Source organism: Lentzea sp. NPDC055074, assembly GCF_053608005.1.
In genome coordinates this window covers 159825-166299 of the sequence record NZ_JBSGUQ010000020.1, presented here as the reverse complement: position 1 = coordinate 166299, position 6475 = coordinate 159825, and the positions used below count along the sequence as shown (strand labels likewise).

At 70.4% G+C, this 6475-nt stretch carries 5 protein-coding genes; 1 reads left to right on the top strand and 4 read right to left on the bottom strand.

Features of this window, described 5'->3' with window-relative positions:
* Positions 1 to 302: 302 nt before the first annotated feature.
* Positions 303 to 1091, top strand: a complete 789-nt coding sequence (locus tag ACWF7A_RS35505) for an oxygenase MpaB family protein (protein ID WP_452254882.1) — start codon at positions 303 to 305, stop codon at positions 1089 to 1091.
* Here the strand turns inward: ACWF7A_RS35505 and ACWF7A_RS35500 are convergent.
* Genes ACWF7A_RS35500 through ACWF7A_RS35485 form a run of 4 tightly spaced genes read right to left on the bottom strand, consistent with a single transcriptional unit; the run spans position 1066 to position 6417 of the window.
* Entirely contained in the window at positions 1066 to 2454 is a 1389-nt protein-coding gene (locus ACWF7A_RS35500) for an aminobutyraldehyde dehydrogenase (protein WP_452254881.1), read from the bottom strand. The two genes, ACWF7A_RS35505 and ACWF7A_RS35500, sit on opposite strands and share 26 nt — an antisense overlap.
* Positions 2451 to 4064, bottom strand: a complete 1614-nt coding sequence (locus ACWF7A_RS35495) for a thiamine pyrophosphate-binding protein (RefSeq protein ID WP_452254880.1) — start codon at positions 4062 to 4064, stop codon at positions 2451 to 2453. The genes ACWF7A_RS35500 and ACWF7A_RS35495 overlap by 4 nt, the downstream gene beginning before the upstream one ends.
* A complete protein-coding gene (speB, locus tag ACWF7A_RS35490; protein ID WP_452254879.1) occupies positions 4061 to 4999 on the bottom strand; it encodes an agmatinase in 939 nt (312 codons plus the stop codon). The genes ACWF7A_RS35495 and speB overlap by 4 nt, the downstream gene beginning before the upstream one ends.
* The gene (locus tag ACWF7A_RS35485; RefSeq protein WP_452254878.1) at positions 4996 to 6417 is read right to left on the bottom strand and encodes a sodium:solute symporter; all 1422 of its coding nucleotides are present in this window, start codon (positions 6415 to 6417) and stop codon (positions 4996 to 4998) included. The genes speB and ACWF7A_RS35485 overlap by 4 nt, the downstream gene beginning before the upstream one ends.
* Between the last annotated feature and the right edge of the window lie 58 nt (positions 6418 to 6475).

Genomic DNA, 6475 nt, shown 5'->3' with positions numbered 1-6475 from the left:
GAAGGTGATCTCGACGAGGCCCAGTATCCGCTCGCGGAGATCGAGTCCGTCGTATCGGCGATGATGTCCACGTACGAGGACGCTTCTCGGGCACGCGGGTTCAAGCTGCCCTACGCCACCTGATCGTGGTGAGAGGTCGGTTGTGATGTGGCGGGGTGGTGCTCCTGGCGAGCGCTGCCCCGTCCGCGTCGGGTGCACGGACAGGACGTGCCGACCGCGACCACGATCATGGCGCGCTGCGCCGGTCATTCTTTGGGGTGATGATCTTCGGTGGACGATCGTCCACACGGGATGATCATGGTGTGACGCTGGGACCCGAGTCGGTGACGTGGCGGCTCGGCTGGTACACCCGGTTCGAGCTGGTGGTGCTGGGGCGCGCGGTGCTGATGCAGGTCGCGCATCCCGTCATCGCCGCCGCCGTGCGCGACGGCTATCGCGCCGACCCGTTCGCGCGGCTCACGCGGACCATCACCTCGTCGCAGCTGCGGTTGTTCGGTGGGGAGCTGGCCGATCGGGAGGCGGAACGGCTGCTGCGGGCCCACTCGAGAATTCCCGGTGCGGACGAGGAGTTGTTCCGCTGGGTGCACGCCACGAGCTTCGACTCGTTGCTCACCGCGTATCGGTTGCTGCGGCCGCGGATGCCCGCGATCCACGAGGAACGGCTGTACCGCGAGTGGCGGGAGACGGGGGAGACGCTCGGCATCAGGTCCATGCCGGGTGATCTCCCCGCGTTGCGCGAGTACGTCGACGACGTGGTCGCCACGCAGCTCGAGCCGACCGACGGGGTGGACGGGCTGCTGGAGGCGTTCGAGCTGCGGACCGGCAAGGCGCCGGGGTCGGAGCACGTCCCCAGCGCGTTGTGGCCGTTGGTGCGGCCCGTGGCGGCGCAGGTGCTGCCGGACTTCGCCATCGGGACACTGCCGGAGGCGTTGCGGGACAAGCTTTGTCTGGAGTGGACAGCCAAGGACGGGCGCAGGCTGCGCCGGTGGGTGCGGATGATCCGGGTGGTGTCCGCGGTCGTTCCGGCTAGCCTGCTGCACTACCCGATGCCGTACCGGGCGATGCTCAGTGCGCGATCATCACGTGCTTGACGCGCGTGTAGTCCTCCAGGCCGTGCATGGACAGGTCCTTGCCGTAGCCCGAAGCGCCGAAACCGCCGTGCGGCATCTCGGCCGCGACCAGGCCGTGCGTGTTCACCCAGACGATGCCGAAGTCGAGCCGTGCGGTCAGTGACGCGACACGGCCGGTGTCGCGGGTCCAGATCGACGACGCGAGTCCCTGCGGCACGCCGTTGGCCAGGGCGATCGCCTCGTCGTCGGAACCGAACGCCTGCACGGTGATCAGCGGGGCGAACGCCTCCTCCTGCACCAGCTCGTCGTCCTGGGAGAGGCCTGAGACGACCGTCGGCTCCAGGAAGAAGCCCGCAGAGCCGTGCTGCTTCCCTCCACAGTGGACGACACCGGACGAACGGGCGAGCAGGCCGAGCACGCGGTCGAGCTGGCCCTGGCTGTTCAACGGCCCGAAGTCCGCGCCGGGAACAGCAGCCGAAGCCGTCTTCACCAGCTCCGCGACGAACTCGTCGTGCACGGCGGAGTGCACCAGAACGCGTGAGGCGGCCGTGCAGTCCTGGCCCGCGTTGTAGAACGCGGCACCGACGATGCCCTCCGCGGCGGCGGCCACGTCGACGTCGTCGAACACCAGGACCGGTGCGTTGCCGCCGAGTTCGAGGTGCGTGCGCTTGACGGTCGCGGCGGCACTGCGGGCCACCTCCACTCCGGCACGGGTCGAGCCGGTCAGCGACACCATCTCGGGCACCGGGTGCTCGACCAGCAGTCGGCCGGTGTCGCGGTCGCCCAGCACGACGTTGAACACGCCGGCCGGCAGCACGGCGGAAGCCAGTGACGCGAGCAGCACCGTGGACGACGGCGTGGTGTCGGCGGGCTTCAGCACCACGGTGTTGCCCGCGGCCAGCGCCGGGGCGATCTTCCACACGGCCATCATCAGCGGGTAGTTCCACGGCGTGATCTGCGCGATCACCCCGACGGCCTCGCGCCGCTGGTACGAGGTGTGACCCGGGACGTACTCACCGGCGGCGGCGGTGCCCAGCGCACGGGCGGCACCGGCGAAGAACCGGAGCTGGTCCACGCACTGCGGGATCTCCTCGTCCAGCAGCACCGAGCGGATCTTGCCGGTCTCGCGCACCTCCGCGTCGGCCACCTCGGAGGCGTGGGCCTCCAGCAGATCCGCGAGCTTCAGCAAAGCGCGCTGACGTTCGCCGGGAGTCGTGCGCGACCAGGCGGGGAACGCCTGGGAGGCCGCACGTACGGCCGCGTCGACCTCGGCGGAGCGGGAGACGGCCGCGCGGCCGAACTCGGAACCGGTCGCGGGATCGACGAGCGGCGAGGTCTCTTCGGCCGGGACGGAGGTGCCGTTGACGAAGTTCTCGACGATCACGTGTTCTCCAGGTGCGTGGGGGCGAACATGCGCAGGACCGCGGGCAGGACGACGACGTGCGGGCCGTCCCCGGCGAACGCCTCGGCGAGGTCCTCGCGCAACGACTCGGGCGTGCTGCGGGTGGCGGGCACCCCGAACGCACCGGCGAGCGCCACGAAGTCCGGGCGGGTGAGCTCGGTGCCGGTGGCCTGGCCGAACGCGTCGGTCATGTACTCGCGCAGGATGCCGTAACCGCCGTCGTCGACGATCAGCCACACGACCCGCGACCCGTGCTGCGCGGCCGTCGCGAGCTCCGAGATCCCGTACATCGCGCCGCCGTCACCGGACACGGCGAGCACCGGCCCGTCGACCGCCGCGGCCACCCCGAGCGCGGCCGGGAAGCCGTAGCCGAGCCCGCCGGAGCCCTGCGCGGTGAACTGCGCGCCACCCCGCGGGTCCCACGCCGACCAGGCCCAGTAGGCGAGGATCGTCATGTCCCAGCACGTGGGCGTCCCGTCCGGCACCGCCGCCCGCAGCGCCTCCAGCACCTGCCACTCCAGGTCGAGCCCCTGCCCGTGCAGCCGTTCCCGGACGCTCGCCAGCAGCCCCAGCACCCTCTCCTCGGCGACACCGTCCGCGGCACGGGCCGTCACGCCGGAAGCCAAGGCGCGCACCGCATGCCGGGCGTCGGCGTGGACTCCGAGCGCGGGGTAGTTCGACTCCAGCTTGCCGAGGTCGGCCTCCACCTGGACCACGACCCCGCGCGGCCGGAACGTCCGGTAGTTGCTCGACAGCTCACCGAGCCCCGACCCGACGACGAGCAGCACGTCCGCGTCGGCGAGGAACTCCGTGGTGTGCCGATCCTCCATCCAGGACTGAGCAGAAAGCGGGTGGTCCCAGGGGAAGCAGCCCTTGCCGCCGAACGTCGACACGACCGGCGCCCGCAGCTTCTCCGCCAGCTCCAGCAGCTCGGCCGGACACCCGAGCGCACCGCCGCCGGCGAGGATCACGGGACGGGAAGCGCCGTCGAGCAGCCGCACGGCCTCCTCGACCAACTCAGCGCGTGGGTGCAACGAACGCGGCGACCACGACACCGACGGCACGGGCGGCACGGTGGCCGGCGCGAGCAGCACGTCCTGCGGGATCTCCACCCACACCGGCCCGAACGGCGCGGTCAGCGCGATCTCCCACGCCTCGGCGAGCGCCGACGGGATCTGCGACACCTGCCGGACCACCCTGGCGTGCTTCACGACGTCGCGGAACGACGCCAGCTGGTCGGTCAGCTCGTGCAGGTACCCGCCGCGCACACCACCGAGTCCGGCGGACGGGATCTGCGACGAGATGCCCAGCACCGGCGCGGACGCGGCGGCCGACTCCTGCAGCCCGGCGAGGGTCTGCAACGCGCCGGGCCCGGTCGAGACCAGCAGCGGTGTCACGGAACCGGTGATCCGCGCGTGCCCGTCGGCCGCGAACGCGGCGTTGACCTCGGTCCGCGAGCCGACGTAGCGCAGGTCCGAGCGCCGCAGCGCGTCGAAGAGCCCGAGCGCGTGCTGGCCGGGGATGCCGAAGACGGTGCTCGCGCCGAGCGCCTCCAGCGTCTCGACCACGACATCGCCACCGTTGCGCGTCACTGCCCCTCCTTCAGCGCCAGCAAGCTCACCAGGTCGTACGCCACGTGTGACGCTGCCACAGACGTGATGTCCGCGTGGTCGTAGGCCGGCGCCACCTCCACCACGTCGGCCCCCACCAGGTTGAGCCCGCGCAGCCCCCGCAGGATCTCCAGCAGCTCGCGCGAGGTCATCCCGCCCGCCTCGGGCGTCCCGGTGCCGGGGGCGTGGGCCGGGTCCAGCACGTCGATGTCGACCGACACGTACAGCGGCCGCGACCCGATCCGCTGCCGCAGCGCGTCCACCGTCTCGTCCACGCCCCGCCGCATGACGTCCGACGACGTCACGACGCCGAACCCGAGCCGCCGGTCGTCCTCCAGGTCCTTCTTGCCGTACAACGGTCCTCGCGTGCCGACGTGCGAGATCGCCTCGGTGTCGAGGATGCCGTCCTCGACCGCGCGCCGGAACGGCGTCCCGTGCGTGTACGGCTCGCCGAAGTAGGTGTCCCACGTGTCGAGGTGCGCGTCGAAGTGCAGCAACGCCACCGGTCCGTGGATCCGCGACACGGCCCGCAGCAGCGGCAGCGCGATCGTGTGGTCACCGCCGATGGTCACCAGCCGGGTGCCACCGGCCTGCAGGTCGGTGGCAGCCTGGTCGATCGTCTCGATGGCCTCGCCGATGTGGAACGGGTTGACCGCGACGTCTCCGCCGTCGACGACCTGAAGCCGTTCGAACGGCGACACGTCGAGGCCGGGGTTGTACGGGCGCAGCAGCCGGGACGCCTCCCGCACGGCCGCGGGCGCGAACCGCGCGCCCGGCCGGTAGGAGACACCGGTGTCGAACGGGACCCCCACCACCGCGACGTCCGCGTGCGCCACCTGGTCGAGGCGCGGCAGCCGGGCGAAGGTCGCCGGGCCCGCGTAGCGCGGGACCCGCGAGGAGTCGACGGGGCCGATCATGCGTTCACCAGTTCCTCTTCTCCGGTCGCCTCGCCCGCCACCCGGCGCTCCCAGTTCGCGAGCACCTCCGGTGACGTGGCCGGCGTGGCCAGGCTGACCACCACGTACGTCACGAACGACGCGCCGAGGCTGTAGTAGATCGGCGAGTCGGCGAGCACCCCGTCGACGATCATGAACGTGATCGACGTCAGCGCACCGACGGCCATCGACACCATCGCACCCACGCGAGTGCCGCGCTTCCACACCAGCCCGCCGATGATCGCCACCAGCAACCCGCCGACGAGGATGTTGTAGGCGACCGTCAACGCGGCCACGACGTCGTTGAGGATCACCGCGATTCCGATCGCGAGCACGCCCAGGACCAGCGTGAACATCCGGTTGGAGTGGACGTCGGTCTTGCGCCGCCAGATGTCGTTGGCGGCGACGGTCGAACAGGCGATCAACGCACCGGACGACGTCGACATCATCGCCGCCAGCGCGGCCGCGAGCACCAGACCACGAACGCCGGTGGGCAGCAGGTTCTCGACCATCACCGCGAACGCCTCGTCCTTGTTCGCGATGTCCGCGTACAGCGCCTTGCCCGCCGTGCCGATCAACGCGCCCGCGACGGCGTAGACCAGGCAGTACAGCCCGGACGTGATGCCGCCCCACGTCGCGACCTCCGGCGACTTGGCGGTGAACACCCGCTGCCAGATGTCCTGGCCGATGAGCAGACCGAAGACGTAGATGAGCAGGAACGTGATGATCGTGCTGATGCCGATGTTGCCGATGTCGAACATCGCCGGATCGTCGAGCCGCTCCCGCATGCCGTCGAACCCGCCGGCGGAGATGATGCTGATCGGGAGCAGCAGGAACAGGATGCCGATCGTCTTGATGACGAACTGGACGATGTCCGTCAGCGTGATCGACCACATGCCACCGAGAACGCTGTAGAGCACCACGATGGAACCACCGATGATCACACCGACGGTCTTCGGCAGTCCGAAGAGGACGTTGAAGATCGTCGAGTACGCGATCGTCGACGTGACGGTGAGCATCAACGTGTAGGCCCACATCACCGCACCGGAGACGATCGACGAGTTGCCGCCGTAGCGCAGGTCGAGCATCTGGGAGACGGTGTAGACCTTCAGCCGGACGATCCGCCGCGCGAACAACGCGCTGAGCAACAGGATCCCGAGCCCGATGGCGAACACCATCCAGGCGCCGGAGAGGCCGAACCTGTAACCGAGCCCGACGCCGCCGATGGTCGACGCGCCCCCGAGCACGACGGCCGACATGGTGCCGGAGTACATGCCGAAACCGAGCCTGCGCCCGGCGACCAGGTACTCGCTCTTGCTGGTGGCACGGCGCATGCCCCACCAGCCCATGCCGATCATGCCGAGCACGTAGGCGGCGATCACCGCGTAGTCGAGAGCCACTGCCGACCTCCTTGAGTTGCAGGTCACAGTAGGAACGGGTGCTGGCGCCGGTAAGTGG